The sequence below is a fragment of the Streptomyces canarius genome (genome assembly GCF_014650735.1).
In the GTDB taxonomy this organism is placed as follows: Bacteria; Actinomycetota; Actinomycetes; order Streptomycetales; family Streptomycetaceae; genus Streptomyces; species Streptomyces olivaceoviridis.
This window is the reverse complement of record NZ_BMVN01000054.1, coordinates 15080-34739: the sequence shown is the minus strand read 5'-3', so window position 1 is coordinate 34739 and position 19660 is coordinate 15080. Positions and strand designations below refer to the sequence as shown.

15 protein-coding genes are annotated in these 19660 nt (G+C 72.9%); 5 read left to right on the top strand and 10 right to left on the bottom strand.

The genetic code is table 11. From position 1 onward, the window contains the following. Positions 1-46: 46 nt before the first annotated feature. Positions 47-418, bottom strand: coding sequence for a hypothetical protein (locus IE294_RS40075; RefSeq protein ID WP_189894319.1), 372 nt, complete (start codon positions 416-418; stop codon positions 47-49). Positions 419-448: 30 nt separating this feature from the next. Then, positions 449-787 (bottom strand): SH3 domain-containing protein, encoded by a 339-nt coding sequence (locus tag IE294_RS40070; protein WP_189894318.1) that lies wholly within the window; start codon positions 785-787, stop codon positions 449-451. A gap of 177 nt (positions 788-964) precedes the next feature. On the opposite strand from IE294_RS40070, the gene IE294_RS40065 reads away from it, so the two are divergent. Further along, entirely contained in the window at positions 965-1876 is a 912-nt protein-coding gene (locus tag IE294_RS40065) for a LysR family transcriptional regulator (RefSeq protein WP_189894317.1), read from the top strand. Positions 1877-1889: 13 nt separating this feature from the next. On the opposite strand, the gene IE294_RS40060 is transcribed toward IE294_RS40065, so the two are convergent. From IE294_RS40060 to IE294_RS40035, 6 genes are all read right to left on the bottom strand, one after another. Further along, positions 1890-2450, bottom strand: coding sequence for a DinB family protein (locus IE294_RS40060; RefSeq protein ID WP_189894316.1), 561 nt, complete (start codon positions 2448-2450; stop codon positions 1890-1892). 111 nt (positions 2451-2561) lie between these two features. After that, a complete protein-coding gene (locus IE294_RS40055) occupies positions 2562-3650 on the bottom strand; it encodes a lytic polysaccharide monooxygenase auxiliary activity family 9 protein (RefSeq protein WP_189894315.1) in 1089 nt (362 codons plus the stop codon). A 22-nt stretch (positions 3651-3672) separates the two neighbouring features. Further along, positions 3673-3930 carry a hypothetical protein gene (locus IE294_RS40050; protein WP_189815184.1) on the bottom strand — a complete coding sequence of 86 codons (258 nt, stop codon included), beginning with the start codon at positions 3928-3930 and terminating at the stop codon, positions 3673-3675. A gap of 57 nt (positions 3931-3987) precedes the next feature. Next, a complete protein-coding gene (locus IE294_RS40045) occupies positions 3988-6174 on the bottom strand; it encodes a glycoside hydrolase family 3 N-terminal domain-containing protein (RefSeq protein ID WP_189894314.1) in 2187 nt (728 codons plus the stop codon). Positions 6175-6328: 154 nt separating this feature from the next. Next, positions 6329-7456, bottom strand: coding sequence for a glycoside hydrolase family 12 protein (locus tag IE294_RS40040; RefSeq protein ID WP_189894313.1), 1128 nt, complete (start codon positions 7454-7456; stop codon positions 6329-6331). A gap of 254 nt (positions 7457-7710) precedes the next feature. Then, positions 7711-8733, bottom strand: coding sequence for a LacI family DNA-binding transcriptional regulator (locus IE294_RS40035; RefSeq protein WP_189894312.1), 1023 nt, complete (start codon positions 8731-8733; stop codon positions 7711-7713). A 184-nt stretch (positions 8734-8917) separates the two neighbouring features. Here IE294_RS40035 and IE294_RS40030 point away from each other — a divergent pair, with 184 nt between their 5' ends. Continuing rightward, entirely contained in the window at positions 8918-9646 is a 729-nt protein-coding gene (locus IE294_RS40030) for an SDR family oxidoreductase (protein ID WP_189894311.1), read from the top strand. A 27-nt stretch (positions 9647-9673) separates the two neighbouring features. On the opposite strand, the gene IE294_RS40025 is transcribed toward IE294_RS40030, so the two are convergent. After that, positions 9674-12319, bottom strand: coding sequence for a SpoIIE family protein phosphatase (locus IE294_RS40025; RefSeq protein WP_189894310.1), 2646 nt, complete (start codon positions 12317-12319; stop codon positions 9674-9676). Between the two features lie 870 nt (positions 12320-13189). Here IE294_RS40025 and IE294_RS40020 point away from each other — a divergent pair. Then, positions 13190-14290 (top strand): PP2C family protein-serine/threonine phosphatase, encoded by a 1101-nt coding sequence (locus tag IE294_RS40020; RefSeq protein WP_189894309.1) that lies wholly within the window; start codon positions 13190-13192, stop codon positions 14288-14290. A gap of 220 nt (positions 14291-14510) precedes the next feature. Here IE294_RS40020 and IE294_RS40015 read toward each other — a convergent pair whose 3' ends face one another. Beyond that, positions 14511-15299, bottom strand: coding sequence for an SAM-dependent methyltransferase (locus IE294_RS40015; protein ID WP_189894308.1), 789 nt, complete (start codon positions 15297-15299; stop codon positions 14511-14513). 198 nt (positions 15300-15497) lie between these two features. Between IE294_RS40015 and IE294_RS40010 the strand changes: the two genes are divergently transcribed. Both IE294_RS40010 and IE294_RS40005 read left to right on the top strand, forming a co-directional pair. Further along, positions 15498-16145, top strand: coding sequence for a DUF7019 family protein (locus IE294_RS40010; protein ID WP_189894307.1), 648 nt, complete (start codon positions 15498-15500; stop codon positions 16143-16145). Positions 16146-16155: 10 nt separating this feature from the next. Further along, positions 16156-19659 (top strand): WD40 repeat domain-containing serine/threonine protein kinase, encoded by a 3504-nt coding sequence (locus tag IE294_RS40005; RefSeq protein ID WP_189894306.1) that lies wholly within the window; start codon positions 16156-16158, stop codon positions 19657-19659. Position 19660: the final 1 nt, after the last annotated feature.

The window sequence follows — 19660 nt, the reverse complement described above, 5'->3', positions numbered from 1 at the left end:
CGGGCGCCTGGCGTGGCGCCCGGCTCAGGAGGTGTCGCGCCCGCGGCTACCGGTTGAGGGTGACCGAGTTGTACGGCGTCAGGTTGAAGCTCCCGATCTCCTGCTCCGCGAGCGCCAGATGGCACCCGACACCGTTGTAGCCGGTGCACAGGCTCATGCTGGCACCGCCGTACTGATTGTTGAAGACGTAATGATCGCCGTACTGGTTGCTCAGGTTGTGCGCGCCGTAGCTCCAGTACACGTTGGTCGGGTGCGGGTCGAGGTACGGGTTGCGGTCCTGCCCCCAGATGCAGACGGCCCCGTACGGGCAGCCGTTCCAGTCACCTGCGGCGGGCCGCGCCTGCGCCGCGCCGCTCAGCGCCACGACGGAGGCCGCGGCGGTCACCGCTACGGCGAGGCCGCGCGAGATCTTGTTCATGTCATCCCCCTGTCCTGAGCGGGTACGCGCTCAACACTGCGCCGAGGCGGGCAGGTTGGCGTACGCGTCGCCCTTGAAGTACACGGCGCTGCTGTAGCCGTCCGCGAAGCCGATCCAGATGTCGTTGGTGTAGCCGTTGTCGGTGATGGTCTGACCGTGTGTCCAGCAATAGGCCTGGTAGGTCTGGCCGGCGGTGAGCGTGGCCAGATACGCGCTGTCCTTGGTCGGCAGTTTGCGGACGTTCACGTTCTGGTACGGCACCACGCTGTACGACGTCTCGTCGGCCGCCGCGACGGCCGTCCCCACCGGTGCGACGACCACCGCCGCGGTGAGGACGCCGAGGGCGGCGAGCACGCGGGTACGACGCATGTGGATTCCCCCAGTCTCAGCGCAGCAGGCGGTCGGTGACGCGGTCATGTCCTGCTGCTGTCCTCGGACCATGCTGCCCGCCGTCCCGGCGACCGGGACAGGGACGGTCCGTAGGAGAAAGGGCGATGCTTCGATAGCCTTTTGACTATGGTCCCTGCTCAAGGACGTCGCGGGAAGGTGCGGGAGCCGAGCGTCCATCAGCTGCGCCTGCTCCTGGCGGTGGCGGAGGAACTGCACTTCAAGCGGGCGGCCGCGCGGATGTTCATCTCGCAACCGGCGCTCAGCCAGCAGATCCGGGCGCTGGAGGAGCGTCTGGGGATCGGCCTGGTCGAGCGCGGAAGCGGCGGTGCGCGGCTGACGACCGCCGGTGCGGCCGTCGTCGAGGAGGCCAGGGCCGTCCTCGCGGCGATGGAACGACTGCTGCGGGTGTCCGACGCGCAGGCCGACGCCATCCGGGGGGAGTTGTGCGTCGGCTCCCTCGGCGCCGAGGCGGCCATGCCGCACGCCAGGGCCGTCCTCGCCCACCTGCGTGAGCACCACCCGCACCTCCAGGTCGAGGTGCGCAACCTGAACTTCGTCGAGCAGTTCGACGCACTGGCGAACGGGGAGGTCGACGCGGCCTTCCTGCGCGGCCCCCTGCCCCCGGGCCTCCAGAGCGTCCGGCTGGCCAGTGAGCCGCGGGTCGTCTGCCTCCCGGCGGACGACCCCCTGGCCGCCGAGACCACGCTCACCCTGGCCCAGCTCGCGGACCGCACGGTGGTCGACATGCCACGCGACGTCCCGCGGCTGTGGTGGGACCACCTCACGGTCAATCCACGACCGGACGGTACGCCGGTGCGGTTCGGCCCCGTCGTCCGGGACACCGAGGCCATGGTGCTCGCCGTGCTACAGGCACGGGCCATCACCTTCCTCCCGGCAGCCGCGCGCCAGCTCTACCCACGACCGGGCCTCGTCTACGTGGACGCGCCCGAGCTGGGCGAATCGGAGTCCTACCTGGCATGGCTCCCGGCACACCGGGACGTGCTCGCCGTACGCGCCCTGCGCGAGGCGGCCCGCGCCACCGCACAGGAGGGTGAGCAACTCCCGTGACACTCCGCACCGGTCACTGGCCCACCCGTCCGTCGACGCACTCGCGCAGCAGATCGGCGTGTCCGCAGTGGCGGGCGTACTCCTCGATCCTGTGCACCAGCAGCTCGCGCACCGCGATCCTGTCCTTCCCCAGCCGCTCACCCAGATCGGGGTGCTCGGCCAGCGCCGCGTCGGTCGCGGCCTGCTCGCGCTCCAGATCGGCGTACGCGGCGTCGACCACGGCCTGCTCGGCGACGGCTCCGAGGAAGTCCCCGTCCGGCTCGCCGTACAGCTTCGGCAGCGGGTCACCGTCGCCGATCCAGCCGCGCCAGTCCCGCTCCACCTCGGCGAGGTGGCGCAGCAGGCCGAGCAGCGACATGGTCGACGGCGGTACCGAGCGGCGGGCGAGCTGCTCCGGCTCCAGGCCCTCGCACTTCATCCGCAGGGTGGTGCGGTACCCCGTCAGGAAGTCCTCCAGGGTCGCCGACTCACCCTCCGGACCGGCTCCTTCGCTGTGCCGGGGATCGTCCGCGGGGTCGACCCACATGTCGGGGTGGACGGTTGCCTGGCTCCAGCGCGCGAGTTGCTCATTCATGCGTGCCATGGTCGTCCCGCAGGGCCTGAGTTCGCCAGTGTCAGGTCATGTCTCTCCCGGGGCGCCCGCCGCCTCCCGGAACCGGCCGGGGAGGCGGCGGGGCCGTCTGCGTCAGGTGGTGCCTTGTGCCGTGACGCAGCCGATGGAACCGGCGGGGACGTTGTTGCCGGACGACGTGGCGGTGAAGCCGAAGGTGACACTGCCGTCGGCCGGCACGACCCGGTTGTGGTCCACGTTGCGGACCGTGACCGTGCCGTCGGTACCGGTGGACAGCGTGCCGTTCCACACGCTGCTGATCTTGGTGCCCGCCCCGGGCTGCCAGGCCACGGCCCACCCGTCGAGCGGCGCCGTGCCGTGGTTCATGACCTCGACGGAGGCCTGGAAGCCACCGCTCCAGGAGTTCACCACGGAGTACGTGGCCATGCAGGAACCGGTGTGCGGATCCGTGGGTGTCGGCGTGGGCGTGGGCGTCGGCGTACCGCCGGAGGTGCGGATGCCCGTGACCTCGCCGTGGCCGCCGTCGAACACGATGTCCGAGCAGGAGAAGAAGTTCTCCTGGCTGTCCGAACGGACCCACTGGATGAACAGCAGGGCGTCACCGGACCGCCCGGAGGGCAGCTTCAGGTCCCAGTAGTAGTGGCCGCCGTCGGTGCCCGGCGACCCCTGCTGCGGCGGATTGGTGACCGTCTGGACCAGGTCGAGGTCGGCCCAGCGCAGGGCGGAGGTGGGCGACCAGCCCTGCTTGGTGACGTAGATGCGGAAGTCACCCGGGTGCGCCGCCCAGTTGCTGTACTGCGCCTGGATCGTCGCCCCGCTGGTCAGATGGGTGCGCGGCCAGTCCGAGCGCGCCGCGTTGTAGGCGCGGAAGTCGTACGGCGACCGGTCACCCGCGCTGCACAGGGTGCCGTCCGGGACATAACCGGCGCCCCGGCCACCGGCGTTGGAGTCGAGCACGGCGAACCAGTTGTACAGCGCCGTCGCACCGCTCTTGGCCAGCGCGTCCCGGCACGCCGGGTTGGTCGGGTCCAGCCCGCCGGTCGTCGTGTGCGCGTCCAGGTAGCACAGGTAGGTGCGGGATCCGGGCAGCATCGCCACCCCGTGCGCCTGGGCGCTGGTCTGCCCCAGGAGGGTGAGGGCGAGTGCCGCCAGCAGCGTCGACAGAGCCGCTGCCACCGACATCAGTCTGTTGCGTCGAGCCACGTTCAGCTCCTTCCGATTCGGATCAGACGGGCGGTAAACCCCGGGCGGGCGTCGTACCGGAGTACGCCGGGACCGCCGGGGCGTCGGTGTACGTCACGCCGGCGCCGAGCGGGCCGGCGAACGGGGTGCCGGCGCTGGTCTCGACGGCGGGGTGCGCGGTGAGCTGCCCGGTCAGACCGAGCGCCAGGGTGGCGAACATCGCGCCCAGCGAGGCCGCCCGGTGCCGCCGGCGCCCCGGTCTCGGCCGGTGCGCGGGTGTCCGGCGGGTGGGGTGTGTCATGCGTCCTCCTGGTGCGGGGCTGCGGGTGGTAGGGGACAGGTGCGGTCGACGGGCACGTCATTCAGCTCCCGGCGCAGTGCGGGCGGGTGTGCCGGCGGGGCCCTCCGCGGTGAAGCCGAACGCCGTGGTGTCGCCGGGTCGCAGGGAGCCGTCGAAGGCGGCGTTGCGGACGGTGGCCCGGCCGTCGCCCGTGGTCAGCGAGCCGTTCCAGAGGCTGGTGACGCGGGAGCCGCCCAGGTCCCACTCCACCGACCAGCCCGTCAGCGAGGTCGAGCCGGTGTTCTCGACCGTCACCTCCGCCTGGTGGCCGCCCTGCCAGGAGGAGGCCGCGCGGAACCGCGCGGTGCACGTTGCGGGCGCCGGCGGGGGCGTGGGACCGGCACCGGAGTACGTCAGCCCGCACCCGTACGGGAAGAGCGGGTCCTTGCCGTCACCGTCGTTGACCGGTTCCTGCGAGGAGGTCCGCGGCCAGCTCACCGGCAGCTTCCCGGTGGGTGCGTAGTCGCCGAACAGGACGTCGGACACGCCGGAGCCCTCCGTGCCGGGCAGCCAGGCGGCCAGCAGCGCCTTCCAGTCGGGCAGTCGGCCGGAGACGTCGAGCGGACGGCCCGAGACGAGGACCACGACGACCGGCACCCCGCTCGCCTTCAGCCGGGCGGGGGTCCGGAGGTCCTCCTGGTCCAGCCCGAGGCCGCCCGGCCGGTCGCCCCGGCCCTCGGCGTACGGGGTCTCGCCGACCACGGCGACAGCGGCGCGGTAACGTGAGTCGATGCCGTTGCCGTACCGGTCGTAGGTGACCCGGGACGGGTCGGTGACGGCGGCCCGGATACCCTCCAGGACCGTGGTGCCGTCCGTGACGGGACCGCTGCGCCCCTGCCAGCCGACGGTCCAGCCGCCGCTCTGGTTGCCGATGTCGTCGGCGGACTTGCCCGCGACGAACAGCCTGGCCGACTTCGGCAGGGGCAGCACACCGCCCTCGTTCTTCAGCAGCACCTGCGAGGCGCGCACCGCCTGCCGGGCCAGCTCCCGGTGCGCGGCCGAACCGACCGTGGGGGTGTACGCGCGGTCGGTGAACGGGCGCTCGAACAGGCCGAGCTGAAACTTCTTGGTGAGGATGCGCCGGTTGGCGTCGTCGATCCGGGACTGCGCGATCCGGCCCGCGGTGACCTCGCCGCGCAACAGGGTGAGGAACTTCCTGTAGTCGTGCGGGACCATCACCATGTCGACGCCCGCGTTGACGGCCGTGGTGATCTCGGCGCCGGTGAAGCCGCTCTGCCCGTCGAACTGGTCGACCGCGGCCCAGTCGGACACCACGAACCCGCCGAAGCCGAGTTCACCCTTCAGCAGGTCGGTCACCAGGTACGAGTTGGCGTGGGACCGCACCCCGTTCCAACTGCTGTACGACAGCATCACCGCGCCCACGCCCCGGCGCACCGCCTCCCTGAACGGCGGCAGGTGGACGGCGCGCAGCTCGGCCTCGGACAGCTTGGTGTCGCCCTGGTCCACACCGCCGGCCGTGCCGCCGTCCCCGAGGTAGTGCTTGGCGGTGGCCGGCACGGGCGCCGGCCCCTCGCCCAGGGTCTCGCCCTGGAGCCCGGTGACGAACGTGGTGAGGGAGGAGGGCAGTTCGGGTGTCTCGCCGTACGACTCGTAGGTACGGCCCCACCGGTCGTCGCGGGCCACGCACAGGCACGGCGCGAAGCCCCAGTCGATCCCGGTGTCCGACACCTCCTCGGCCACCGCCCGCCCGATCCGCTGGACGAGCGCGGGGTCCCGGGTGGCGCCGAGGCCGATGTCGTGCGGGAAGAGCGTGGCCCCGCGCACCGCGTTGTGGCCGTGCACCGCGTCGATGCCGTAGATCATCGGAATGCCGAGCGGAGTCGTCAGGGCCGTGCGCTGGAGCGAGTCGTACGTGTCCGCCCAGGTCTGCGCGTTGTTGGGGCTGACGGTCGAGTCACCGCCGGAGAGCACGGAGCCGATCCGGCAGGCGGCGAGGTCGGACCGCGGAACGAGGGCGTCCTTCTCGATCTGTGTCATCTGGCCGAGCTTGTCGTCCAGGGTCATCCGCGCCAGCAGATCGGTGACGCGGTCCGGCACGGGTGCGGACGGGTCCTGGTACGGCAGGACCGCGGCCGGGGAGTCGGCGACGGACTCCGGTGCGGCGGCGGCCGACGCGGTGAGGGCCAGGGCCGCGGCACACACGGCCAGGGCCGTCACCGGGCGGCGGGCGAGCGGGAGGCTCATGCGGGCGGGCCTTTCCTGGAACGGTCCGGGAGCGGCTGGGTCAGGTCCGTTGAGCGGGGCGGTGCCGGGGGTGGAGCCGGGACCCGCCCGATCGGCCGGTGCGAGACGGGCGGGTCCCGGAGCGGGTGGGTGTGTCACACGGACGGTGCGCGGGTCACGCGGTGGCGCACGCGGCCCCGTTCAGGCTGAATCCGGAGGGCTTGGCGAACGTGCCGCCGTAGCCGCCCTGGAACCCGAAGGTCACCTGACCGCCGGGCGCGATCTGTGCGTTGTAGGCGAGATCGCTCGCCGTGACCGCCCCCGAGGACGGCGTCACGGCGGCGCCCCAGGCGCTGGTGATCCGCTGCCCCGCGGGCAGGGTGAAGGCCAGCCGCCAGCCGCTGACGGGGGAGGAGCCGGTGTTGGTGACGGTGACCTCGGCGGTGAAGCCGCCCTGCCAGACGTTGGTCCCGTACGCCACCTTGCAGGCCGCCGGGTTCCCGGGGCCGCCCGGGTCGCCGCTGCCGGTGTCGACCGTGGAGGAGAACGAGGTCACGGCCAGGCCGGCGCCGTTCTGCCAGGGCTCGAAGCCCGCCTGCACGCTGGTCAGGTACCAGCTGTCCTGCGCGAGCCCGCGGGACACGGCCTGCCGGACGAAGTCCATGACGTCGAAGCTCCAGCTGGTGATCGTCGACGGTGCGACGAAGGACAGCACGTCGTTGCCGCCGTTGTTGCCGGACCACACCTGCCACTGGCGCCCGGCCACGGTCGCGGTGCCGACCTGCGAGCCCACCGGCTGGATGGAGCCCACCTTGTTGAACCACACCATGATCTCGGTCTTGTTGACGCCGTCGGTGCGGGGCGTGGGGTCGAGCCAGATGTCGTACGCGGCGTCGTACACCGCGTTGCTCACATAGCCGTAGGAAATGCTCGTGGGAGCGCGGGAGATGCTGCCGAGCCGGGCCGGAAGGTTCGTCCCGGGCGAGCAGTTGGTGTAGTGACAGCCGTTGTAGACGGACGGGTAGGACTTCGGGGCCCCGTTCGTCGCAACGGAGCCGTCGGCCTGGGTGACGCGGAATCCGGAGTCCGTGACGTCGATGCACTGGGCCTCGCCGGTGCCCCAGCGGTTGTTCTGGACGACGTAGCGGCCCTGGATCGTCGTCGAGCCGTACTGTTCGCAGATCGTGGTGCCGGCCTGGGCCGCGGGAGCGACGGTGAGCAGCGCCGCCAGGGCGGCGAGCGCGGTGAGCAGTGCGCCCAGCAGGCCGCGCGCTCCACGGACAGGGTGCTTGTACGGTCGCATGCGGGTCCTCTCCATGACGGTGAGGGGAGTTGGGGAGCGCTCCCGGGCGCAGCTGAATGGGAGCGCTCCCATTCCCTCCGTTGGGCAGGGACTGTAGGGAGAGTTCATGTCCCTGACAAGGCTCCGTGCAGGGTGAGTGTCGAAGAAATCTCGAAGCCGCAGGTCCGAAGCGGCCCGGTCGGTGCGGTCGCCGCCGCCTGGGAGCGCTCCCGAAACAGGGACCGGCCGCAGCGCACCCGGTGTTCCCGACGACGCTACGCCGACTCGCGCACCACCAGCTCCGTACGGAGGATCACGTGCCGCCACGCCACGGACGACTCCTCCATCTCCTCCAGCAGCAGCCGCACCATGGCCCGCCCGATCTCCTCCAGCGGCTGTCGCACCGTGGTCAGCCGCGGCTCGGTCCGCTCGGCCAGCGGGAAGTCGTCGAAACCGATGACGGCGACGTCCTGCGGCACCCGGCGTCCCGCCGCGCGCAGCGCCTCAAGGGCGCCGGCGGCGGTGGTGTCCGAGGCGGCGAGCACACCGTCGATCTCCGGGTGCCGTTCGATCAGCCGGGCCATGGCGCGCCGGCCGCTCTCCGCGGTGAAATCGCCCTCCGCGACCCAGGACGGCGGGGCGTCCAGCCCGGCGTGGGCCAGGGCCTCGCGGTAACCGCGCAGCCGGCACCGGGTGACGTACATGTCGAGCGGCCCGGTGATCGTGGCGATCGTCCGCCGGCCCTTGTCCAGCAGGTGGGCGACCGCGCTGCGGGCGCCGCCGACGTTGTCCGCGTCGACGTAGCTGACGTGCTCGTCGGCCGAACGGCGGCCCAGCAGGACGGTCGGCAGCCGGGCCTCGGCGAGCATGTCGGGCAGCGGATCGTCGGCGTGCACGGACATCACCAGCACCCCGTCGACCCGGCCGCCGCGGGCGTACTCCAGGAAGCGCTCCCGGTCGGTGTCCGAGCGAACCAGGGTGAGCAGCAGCTGCATCCCGGTGTCGGTCAGGGCGTCGCCGAGCGAACGGACGATCTCGGAGAAGAAGGGCTCCGCGAACTTCCGCCAGTCCGGCTCCGTCATGACGAGCGCGACCGCGTCGGCCCGTCGCCCGGCGAGTGAACGGGCCGCGAGATTGGGGACGTAGCCCAGTTCCGCGATCGCCTGCTGCACGGCCCGGCGTGTCGACTCCTTCACGCCGGCCGCGTTGTTGACGACGCGGGAGACCGTGCCCCGGCCCACTCCGGCGTGAGCGGCCACCTCCTCCAGCGTCGGCGAGCCAGGGCGCCGCTTGCCCATGACCACCTCCCCCAAGAGATCACCGATAGTACGGGTCCGGCGACGGCGGGCCCACGGAAAGTTTCGAACGGGCTGCCGGACGGGCGTCGTGACCGGTCACCCCCTTGCCCCGCTCACCGTCCCAGCCCGCGCTCCTCCGTGGCGCGTATGCCATATTGCGGGTAATCCCGACGAAAGGTGTGTCATGAAGGTGGCAGTCATCGGCGGTACCGGGCTGATCGGGTCGCAGGTCGTCAGGAATCTGAAGGCCGCAGGGCACGAGGCGGTGCCGCACTCGCACTCCACCGGGGTCGACGTCATCAGCGGCCAGGGGCTGGACGCGGCCGTGGCGGGAGCCGACGTGGTGGTCAACACGACGAACTCCCCGACCTTCGACGCGGCCTCCCTGGCGTTCTTCCAGACCTCGATGGACAACCTCCTGGCCGCGGCCCGGAAGGGCGGCGTCGGCCACATCGTGATCCTCTCGATCGTCGGCGTGGACCAGGTGCCGGAGCTGGACTACTACCGGGCCAAGGTGCTCCAGGAGGACATCCTCGCGGCCGGCGGCGTCCCGTACTCGATCGTCCGCGCCACGCAGTTCATGGAGTTCATGGACGACGTCCTGTCCTGGACCACCGACGGCGACACCGTCCGGCTGCCCGCCACGCCGATCCAGCCGATCGCCGCCCGGGACGTGGCCGACGCGGTGGCGGAGGTCGCCGTGGGCGCCCCGCTGAACGGCATCCGCAACATCGCCGGCCCCGAGGTCTTCACCCTGGACGAGCTGGGCCGCACGACCCTGTCCCGCAAGGGCGACAACCGCGGCGTCGTCACCGATCCGACCGCCGGCATGTTCGCCGTCGTCAAGGGGGACGTGCTCACCGACCCGCAGGCCCGGCTCGCCCCCACCCGCTACGAGGACTGGCTCTCCTGACCCGCCCCCCGGAGCCGGGCCGGGACGTCAGATGCCCAGGACGTCCAGGAGGGCCGAAGGGTCCGGTTCCGGGACGCCCTCCAGCCGCTGCTCCGCCCAGATGACCTTGCCCCGCGGCGCGTAGCGCGTCCCCCACATGTCCGCGAACTGGGAGACCAGGAACAGACCGCGGCCCCCTTCGTCGGTGCTCGCCGCGCGCCGCAGCCGGGGTGAGGTGTTGCTGCCGTCCGCCACCTCGCACACCAGGGTGCGGCCCAGCAGCAGCCTCACCCGTACGGGCGGAGCGCCGTAGCGCATCGCGTTGGTCAGGAGTTCGCTGAGGATCAGCTCCGTGCCGAACGCCGTCTCCTCCAGCCCCCAGTCGGCGAGCCGCCGGCCCGCCTCGCCGCGCACCTGGGGCACGGCCTCCACGTCGAAGGGGACGTCCCAGGTCGCGACGCACGCCGGGTCGAGCAGCCGGGTCCGGGCGACCAGCAGCGCCACGTCGTCACTGGGATGCCCGGGCAGCATCGTCTCCACGAGGGCGCGGCAGGTCTCCTCCGGCGTCCGGTCCGCGTCGGCGATGGCCGAGGACAGCATCGCCAGGCCCTCGTCGACGTCCCGTCCACGGTTCTCGATCAGCCCGTCGGTGAACAGGACGAGGCGACTGCCCTCGGGCAGCTGCAGCTCCCCGGCCTCGAAGGGATGACCGCCCACCCCCAGAGGCGGCGACAGCGGGAGGTCGGGGAAGGACACCCTGCCCTGCGGATCCACCACGGCGGGTGCGAGGTGCCCGGCGCGGGAGACGGTGCAGTGCCCGCCGACCGGGTCGTAGACGGCGTAGAGGCAGGTGGCACCGGTGAGCGGTACCCGGTCGTCGTCGCCGGCGGTCGCGCTCGGGGTGTCCAGCTGGGTGTCCAGCCGGGTCACCATCTCGTCCAGATGCCCGAGCAGTTCGTCCGGGGCCAGGTCCAGCGACGAGAAGTTCAGCACGGCCGTGCGCAGCCGTCCCATGGTGACCGCGGCCTGGAGCCCGTGCCCCACGATGTCCCCGACGACCAGCGCCACCCGGAACCCGGGCAGCGGGATGACGTCGAACCAGTCGCCGCCCACGCCCGACTCCGCCGGCAGATACCGCGAGGCGACCTCCAGCGCGTCCTGGTCCGGCAGGCCCAGCGGCAGCAGATTGCGTTGCAGCGTCACGGCGAGCGCGTGTTCCCGGGAGTACCGGCGCGCGTTGTCGATCGCGACGGCGGCGCGGGCCACCAGCTCCTCGGCCACGGCGACGTCCTCCTCATCGAACCGGGGGAAGCTCGCACCACGCCAGAAGTTGACCATGCCGAGGACCACCCCGCGCGCCCGGAGCGGCACCGTGATCAGCGAATGGATGCCGTAGTCCAGCGCCCGCCGCGCCCCCTCGGGGTCCTGCGCCCGCCAGTCCCCGGCGGAGTGCAGGTCCGGGACCAGGACGGCCTTGCCCCGCCGCAGCGCCGCCGCCCTCGGCGTGTCGGCCGCCAGGAACCGGATCACCTCGCCCACCGGCTGCAAGGGGTGTCCGCCCCGCGAGGCCCGCAGCGCGGTACGGCGCATCTCGCGGACCGCGCTCGTGGGCTCCTCACCGCGCAGCACGGAGTCGAGCAGTTCCACGGTGACGATGTCGGCCATGCGGGGGACCGCCACCTCGGACAGCTCCTCCGCCGTACGCCGTACGTCGAGTGTGGTGCCGATCCGCACCCCCGCCTCGTACAGGAACGACAGCCGGCTCCGCGCCACCTCGGCCTGCCCGGAGAGCGCCCTCAGCTCCGTGGTGTCACGGAAGGTGGCGACCAGGCCCTGGGCGCCGCCGTACGGGGCGGTGGGCCGGATATTCACCGCCAGCAGCCGGTCCCCGGCCGGGACGACCTGGTCGGACGCCGTCTCACCCGACAGCAGCAGCCGCGCCAGGACCGGCCCCAGCCCCAGCTCCCGCACATGCCGCTGGTCGGCGTCCCCGGGCAGACCCAGCAGCCGGTGCGCCTCGTCGTTGGCCAGCACCACGCACCCGTCGCCGCCGACGATCACCACCCCCTCGCGCACCGCGTGCAGCACGGCGTCGTGGTGCTCGTACATCCGGGTCATCTCGGCCGGCCCGAGCCCGTGGGTCTGCCGCAGCAGCCGCCGGCTGACCAGCGCCGTGCCCCCGGTCGCCAGCAGCAGCGCCCCCGCGGCCATGCCGAGCAGCAGAGGCAGCTGCTGGTTCAGCACCTGGCCGACGTTGCTGTACCGGATCCCGGCGGTGACGATGCCGACCACGCGCCTGCCGGGGTCCGTCACCGGTACGACGGCCCGCACGGCGTCGGCGGGCGGGCCGTGGAACGTCTCGGTGTACATCTCGCCCATGGCGGCCCGGCCGACGCCCTCGGCCTTCGTGCCGATCAGGGTGGGGTCGTTGTCGGTGATCCGGGTTCCGCGCCGGTCGAGGACGCTGACGAAGTCGACGCCGGAACCCTTCTGCACCTGTTCCGTCGCCGGCTGCAACTGGACGGCCGGATGCGGTGACCGCAGGGCGGGCGCCGTTCCGGGCGCGTGCGCGAACGCCTCCGCCACGGCCAGGGAGCGGTCCTCGGCGGTGCGCTGGGCGTCGTACCGCCCCTGCACCACCAGGGCGGTGGCCCCCGCCGCCACCAGCACCAGCATGATCAGCGCTTGCAGCACGAAGACCTGCGCGGCGAGCGTGCGGACGCTCAGGGACGGCGAAAGACGGCGTCTGCGTGGCGGCCAGAGCCCGCGGTCACGGGTCGGACCGGATGACCCCCGTGAACCGGGCGGCGACGCCGCGCTCGCCCATGGCCAGCGGGAACGTCCGCTCATCTCCCTTTTCTAGCACTGCGCCTCCACGCTCGGCGACCGGTGCGTCCGCCGATGGGTGGGGGCGGGGCGTGCTGTGCCGGGGTGGGCGGGCGGCCGGCCTGTGATGTGGCCGCCGATGCGTGGGGCGGGGCGTGGCACGGGCGGCGGGGATCGAGGCCGGGGCGGTCGTGTGCTCCGCCGGGCCTCGGGACCCGGAACCGCCGACGGACGGGTCCAGGGTGCCCACGAACCTGGCCACCGCCCCGACGACCCGTGCCGGGCGGTCGTGCGCGGCCCGGGGTCCTCGAACGGTCCGGCCGGCGTGGCGCGCACCGGCGGGTACGCGGTGAACCAGGTGCTGGTCGGCAGCACGGAGACGCGGTGGCCCGTGGCGGGCCGCGGCACGTTCGGCGGTCGACGCACCGCTACCGCGGCGGGCCTCGAAGACCCCACCGATCCGATCCGGTCGGGGCTGCGGCGCACGAGCAGGGGCAGCGGATCGGCTCCGCCCCGGCGCAGGACGTCCCGTACGCGCGTGGCCACCCCATGGAACATGCCGCTGAGTGGAGCAATCACGGCGCGTCGCGGCCCCGCGCACCAGGCTGGACGTCTTGTCGAGTTCCTGTGACAGGAGTCCGTGTGCGAAGACCACGTATGCCGAAGCCTGGACATACCGGTCGGGATCCGGAGGACGGAGCCGGTGCGCGCACGCGGTTGTCGGCCCCTCCGGCATGGATGCGATGGCTACCGGTCCTGTACGTCGCGGCCCTCCTGCTGCTGGAACCCGCGACGCCCGTGGAGTGGCCGGTCAGCTTCGTGCTGATCGCCCTGCCCCTCGTGGCCGCCTTCGCCCACGGCCCGGCCGTCGTCGGCGGCGCCACCGTGTTCGCCGTCGTCCTGGAAGGGGTGCTGGCCGGCACCCCGTGCTGCGCGGGCCGTGAGGTCGGCTACCTGTGGGACCGCCACTACGTGGCCTCCTACATCTGCACCGGCCTGGTCGGCGTCCTCGGCATGATCCTGGCCGCGCACCGCGTCCGCCGTGAGCGCACACTGGCCGACCTGCGCTTCGTGGCCGACATCGCCCAGCGGGTCCTGCTCCGGCCGGTTCCGCACCAGATCGGCAGCCTCCACCTGGAGAGCCTGTACCGGTCCGCCGCCGCGGAGGCACGCATCGGCGGCGACCTGTACGAGGCCGTCCCCACCCGGTACGGCGTCCGACTGCTCATCGGCGACGTCCGGGGCAAGGGGCTGCTCGCGGTGGAGACCGCCGCGGCCCTGCTCGGCGCGTTCCGCGAGGCGGCGCAGGACGAACCCACTCTGCCCGCCCTGGCCGACCGGGTGGAGACGAGCATGAACCGCAGGGCCGTGCTGCTGGGCGGCAGCGAGGTGGGCGAACGGTTCGTCACCGCGGTCTTCGCCGAGATCCCCTTCGGAGAGGCGCTGATCCGCGTCGTCAACTGCGGCCATCCGCCCCCGGTCCGCATCCGCTCCGGCGAGGTGTGCGAACTCGACCGGGGGCGGTCGGCGCCGCCGCTGAACCTCGGGGTGCTGCTGGGGGAGCCGTACCACGTGGACGCCTACACCTTCCGGCCCGGTGACCAGCTCCTGCTGTACACGGACGGCATCACCGAGACACGTGACGCGGCCGGCTCCTTCTACCCCCTGCTCCAGCGCCTGCGTTCCTGGTCCGCCCTGCCGCCCCGGGAGCTCCTGGAACGCCTCCACCGCGACCTGCTGGCCTACAGCGGCGACCGGCTCCAGGACGACATCGCGGCGCTCGCCGTCCGCCTCCCGGCCGACGAGCCGGCTGTACCGGCCACGCCGCCGCCCGGCTGAGCACGGCACGCGGTGCCCCGGGCCGCCACCGGATCAGGAGGGCGGCAGAGGACCCGCAGCCTCCCCGCGCACCGCCACCCTCTCCGGCTCGGACTCGGCGTCGTCGCCGGCCGGCAGCGGCCGGGAGCCGTTCGCGTCCAGCCGTACCCGTCGCCGCCCCGCCGGCCGTGTCACCGGGGCCCGTGCACCGGCGGCGCACCGCCGCAGGGCGGAAGCGGAGTCACGGAATGCGGGCCACCGCCGCATAGATCCCGCTGTCCTCCGGCACCGCGTCCGTACCCGACACGCCCCACTCCGTGGCGGTCACCAGGCCGGGCGGCACGAGATCCAGGCCGTCGAAGAAGCGCTCCACCTCCTGGCGCGAGCGGAAACCGAGCTGGATGCCGCCCTTGGCGTACTCGGCCGTGACCTGCGCGGCGAGTTCCGGATGGATGTCGGACGCGGCGTGCGACAGCACCAGGTGACTGCCGGGAGGCAGCGTGGCGATCAGGTTCCGGACGATTCCGTGGGCGTCCTGCTCGTCGGTGACGAAGTGCATCAGCGCGATCAGCGACAGCGCGATCGGCCGGTCGAAGTCCAGGATCCGGCGGGCGTGCCGGACGATGGAGTCCGGCTCCCGCACATCGGCCTGGATGTAGTCGGTGACACCGTCGTCGCCGCTGATCAGCAGCGCCTCGGCGTGGCGCAGGACGATCGGGTCGTAGTCGGTGTAGACGACCTTCGCCGTCGGCACGATCGCCTGGACGATCTGGTGCAGATTGGGCTGGGTGGGGATGCCCGTACCGATGTCCAGGAACTGGTCGATTCCCTGCCCGGCGAGCCAGGCGGCGGCCCGGTGCATGAACTGGCGGTTCTGCCGCGCCGCGTCCCGCGCCTCGGCCGGCAGCCGCTTGCCCACGGCCTCGTCGACCGGGTAGTTGTCCTTGCCGCCCAACAGCCAGTCGTAGACCCGCGCGGGGTGCGCCCTGCTGGTGTCGATCCCCAGGGGCGGCAGTGAATCGGTCGTCATAGCAGCTCCGTTGCGCGGGTGAGCGGTTCAGGCCATGTGTTCGATCATCCTACTCGCGCCCCGGCCGTGCCTCGCGCCGCGCGAGGAAGGGGAGTTGAAGCGGACGGCGGTCGTCCTCGGCTCCCCGGCTCCCGGCGACTTCCGATGCCGGGGTCAAAACCGGGGACCCGGACGGCGGTTGCGCGATAGCCTCGGGGGGTGACGGTCCGGTACTACGTGTACATCAGCGACTCCAAGGTCGACATGCTGCTCTCCCAGATCGACCCCGCTTTCGGCCGCAGGAGCACCACCGAAGCCGGCGTGAGCGTCAAGCTGTTCAGCGTCAGACGCAGTGTCGAAGCACCGGCGCCGGACCGGACGGCCAAGCTGGAGCGCGTCCTGCGGCACCTGGAGGAGACCGGGCAGACCGGATCGGTGGACGACCCGGGACCGTACTTCCGCGGCAGCGTGCCCATGCAGTGGGGGCCCCTGAACGGCGAGAACGGCGGGTCGCTGGTGTACTTCGGCGGCCGGACGGAGCAGACGATCCTCGGTCTCGGCGGCGCCAGTGGCCATGTGCTCGGCGCGAGCGCCCCGCAGGCCCAGGAGTTCGCACCCTCCTCGGTGCCGACGCTCCTGGCCGGCCTGGCCTCGGCGTTCGCCGCCGACAGCGCCGAGTTGCCTGCCGAGCAGTCGTCCCTGGCCTGGGTGCACACCGCCGGACGCCTGCTGCGCGGCCCCCGGCAGCAGGTGGAGTTCGTCGCCCGGCGCCTGCTGTCCGGCCCCAGCCCCTACCCCGAACTCGACGCCCGTCCCGGCATGCGGGTACTGCTCGGCAGCCCCCTGTACGTGGCCCTGGCCGACTGACGGCGCGGCGATGGCCCTCGGCACCTGGCGGCCCGGCGAGGTGGTCCTCGATCTGTACGAGGTACTCGACGACGTGCGCAGCGGCGGCATGGGCGTGGTCCACCGCGTCCGGCACCGCGGCTGGAACGTGGACCTCGCGGTCAAGACGCCCCGCCCGGAGCTGGTCGCCTCCGAGACGGGCAGGCGCCGGTTCGAAGCCGAAGCCGGCACCTGGGTGGGCCTGGGCCTGCACCCGCACACCGTCAACTGCGCCTACGTCCGCACGGTCGACGGCCTGCCCCGTGTCTTCGCCGAGTGGGTCGACGGCGGCAGCCTCGCCGAGGCGATCACCGGCGGCAGCCTCTACGAGGGCGGTCCCCGGGCCGCCCTCGCGCGCGTGCTGGACATCGCCGTCCAGACCGCGTGGGGCCTCCAGCACGCCCACGACACCGGCCTGGTCCACCAGGACGTCAAGCCCGCCAACGTCATGCTCGAACCCGACGGGACCGCCAAGGTCACCGACTTCGGGCTGGCCGGAGCGCGTCCGGCGGACACCGGCGGGACACCCGCCGCCCCGTCCGCCGTCACCTTCGGCGGTATGACGCCGGCCTACTGCTCCCCCGAGCAGGCGCTCGCCGCGGCCGGACGCCGGGAGATCCGGCTGACCCCCGCCACGGACGTGTGGTCGTGGGCGCTGACCGTGCTGGAGATGTTCACCGGCCGCCGTCCCACCCGGTACGGCCAAGCCGCCGCAGCCGTACTCGAAGCGCTGCTGGACGCCGGCCCGGCCGACCCCCGCGTGCCGCCCATGCCGCCGGCGGTCGTGGGACTGCTGCGCCAGTGCTTCCAGACCGAGGCGACGGCGCGGCCGGCTCGGCTGGACGAAGTCGCCGGCGTGCTGCGCGCCGAGTACGGCGACCTCACCGGCACACCGTTCCCGCGGCGGGCTCCGGAGGCCGCCGCCCTGCTGGCGGACGGGCTCTCCAACCAGGCGCTGTCCCTGCTCGACCTCGGCCGGACCGAGGAGGCCGAGGCGCGGTGGCGGGAGGCGATGACGGCGGAACCCCACCACCTGATCGCGACCTTCAATTTCGGCCTGCACCGCTGGCGTACGGCGCAGAAGACCGATCTCGACCTCATCGCCGAACTGGAGTCCGCCCGTGAGATCAGCGGGGACGACGTCCTGGGCGCGCGGCTGATCGGTCTGGTCCACCTTGAGCGCGACGACCGCGAGCGCGCAGCCGAACTGCTGCGCCCGGCGGCCCCGGGCGAACCGGACCCGGCCGAGACCGAGGCCGCGCTGGCGGAGCTGACACACGATCCGGGGACGCGCCCCGTGGTCCTCGCCGGCCACGAGGCCGGCGTGAGCGCGGTGGCGGTGTCGGCCGACGGGGGCCTGGTGCTGTCCGGCGACCATCGAGGCAGCCTGCGGGTGTGGGAAACGGCCGGAGGCCGCTGCCTGCGGGAGCTGACCTCCGAGGGCCCGGCCGTCGTGGTGACCGCCCTGGACGCCGAGGGGCGGATCGGCCTGGTCGGACGCGAGCAGGGTCCGCCGGAGGCATGGGACCTCGCGCACGGCGAGCGGCTTCCCCTGCCGCAGGGCCCCGTTGCCGCCGGCGTCACCGCGGTCGCGCTCAGCGGTGACGGGTCGGTCGCCGCCACCGGGCACGCGGACGGCACCCTCCTGTTCTGGCACCTGCGCACGGGACGAGTCCTGGGGCCGGTCCAGAGCCAGGTGGAGCTGATGACCGTGCTGGCGCTCAGTGACGACGGCGCCGTCGCGCTGACGGCCGGCGACCTGCGAGACGACAAGATCCGCCTGTGGGACGTCGCCACGGGCGTCTGCGGGGCAGTCCTCACCGAGCCGCGGGCCAATCCCCTCCACTCGGCCTGGGGCGGCTTCGTGCGGAGAGCCGCCGCGGCCCCGGGCGCGCGGTACGCCGTGCAGGTGTGGGGTGGACCGATGGTGCTGTGGGACGTGCGGACGGGCCGGATCGCGACCCAGGCGCCTCACCACCTGACGGATGTCACGGCGCTCGCCCTCACCCCCGACGGCTCCCTCGCCGTCGTCGGGGGCGGCACCCCGCTCCTGGTGGTGCAGACGGCGACCGGCCGCTGCCTGCGCACGTTCGACGACGGCACGGCACGGTACGTGTGCCATCTGGCGGTGAGCGCCGACGGCCGCTACGCCGTACTGCCCACGACGGACGGCGTGCGGATCAGGGTGCAACCCCTTCCGGTCCCGGGCTACCGTGCGCCGTGGGCGTACGCCCGGCCCCGGGCCGCCGGTGAACTGTCCGATCACGCCGGGCGGTTCCGGGCGGCCATGCGCGAGGGCGAACGGCTCCTGGACGAAGGCCGCTACGCCCGGTCGGCCGCCTGTCTGCGCACCGCGCGGGCGGTGCCCGGCCACGCACGGCATCCCGACCTGCGGCACGCGTGGAACGCGCTGGGCCGGCACGGGCGCCGTACCGGACTGCTCGGTGCGTGGCAGACGTTCGACTTCACCGGCAGAGTGGCGCACCCTTCGGCGCTCGCGTTCGTCGGGGACACGAGCCTGTTCCTCGCGGCGCTGCACGGTGACAAATTCCTGCTGTGCGACGCCGCCAACGCACGGCAGTACCGCGTGATCGACTCGACGGCCACGGCCGACGTGGCCCTTGTGATGACCGGCGACGGCACCCGAGCCGTCGTCCACGGCATGGGAGAGGCGGCCCTGCTCGATCTGCGGGACGACAGGACCGTCACGCTGCCGCACGACGACGTCAGGGCCGTGGCATTGGCCGACGACAGCGGATGGCTGCTGACCGGCGACGACAGCGGACACCTGTGCCGCTGGGACATCGAGGACGTGGCGAGGCGCCGCGACCACGCGAAGCCCTCCCTCGCGTTCCGCGCCCACCAGGGGCAGGTGGAGTCGGCCGCGATCAGCCCCGATGGCCGGTACGGCGCGTCGAACGCTTTCGCCGGCGCCGCGGAGGACCGGCAGCGGCGCTACGACCAGGACGACCTCTGCGGATGGGACCTGGTCTCCGGGGAGCGTCTGTGGCGGCACACCGGGCGCCCCGGCCGAGCGGGCCTGCGGTTCACCCCGGACGGCCGGACCCTGCTGGAGTACGGCCTCTCCAGCGTGCACGCCTACGACGCCGCGAGCGGGCGCCGGCTCTGCACGGTGGACGGCCACTACAGCGTCAGGACGCTGGTGACCTCCGCCGACAGCCGGCGCGCGGTGATCGCCGGATACGGGACCCTGGTCGTCCTCGACCTGGCCATGGGCGGCGTGCTCCGGGAGATCCGCGACCCCGGCCTGGTCAACGCCCTCACACTCACCTCCGACGGCCGGTTCGCCCTCGCCGGCCTCGCACACCAGGAGGTACACGTGTGGGACCTCGACCAGGGGCGGCGGCTGCGCGTCCTGTCAGGACACCAGGGCCAGGTCTTCGGCCTGGCCTTGAGCGCCGACGCCCGGCACCTGCTGGCAGCCGGGGTCGACTCCGTGCGCTGCTGGGAACTCGACTGGGACTACGACTGGTGAC